Origin of the sequence: Gemmiger formicilis (assembly GCF_016901605.1) — a bacterium.
Classification (GTDB): domain Bacteria; phylum Bacillota; class Clostridia; order Oscillospirales; family Ruminococcaceae; genus Gemmiger; species Gemmiger formicilis_B.
This window is the reverse complement of the sequence record NZ_JACJKP010001069.1, coordinates 1-215: the sequence shown is the minus strand read 5'-3', so window position 1 is coordinate 215 and position 215 is coordinate 1. Positions and strand designations below refer to the sequence as shown.

Here is a 215-nt window from a genome sequence, read left to right as displayed (position 1 = left end):
TGGTTTACGCTCTGCGCAGCACCGGCGCTTTGAACCGGATGCAGAAAACTCTTTCTCACTAAAAGGAAACGCCTATGTTTGCACCCCTGCTCCAGAATCTGCGGAACCGGCGGCGGTGGATACCAGGAAGGGGATAATGTAGGCGTAGAAGGCAATATCCCCGGCGGCCTGGCCCATAAAGAGAATGGCTACCGGATAGGCGCACAGCCCGCCCA

General features: G+C 57.2%; 1 pseudogene. It reads right to left on the bottom strand.

The features are described 5' to 3' along the window. Positions 1-72 precede the first annotated feature (72 nt). Positions 73-215: pseudogene (locus H6B10_RS18635) on the bottom strand (energy coupling factor transporter S component ThiW); the annotation flags it as partial.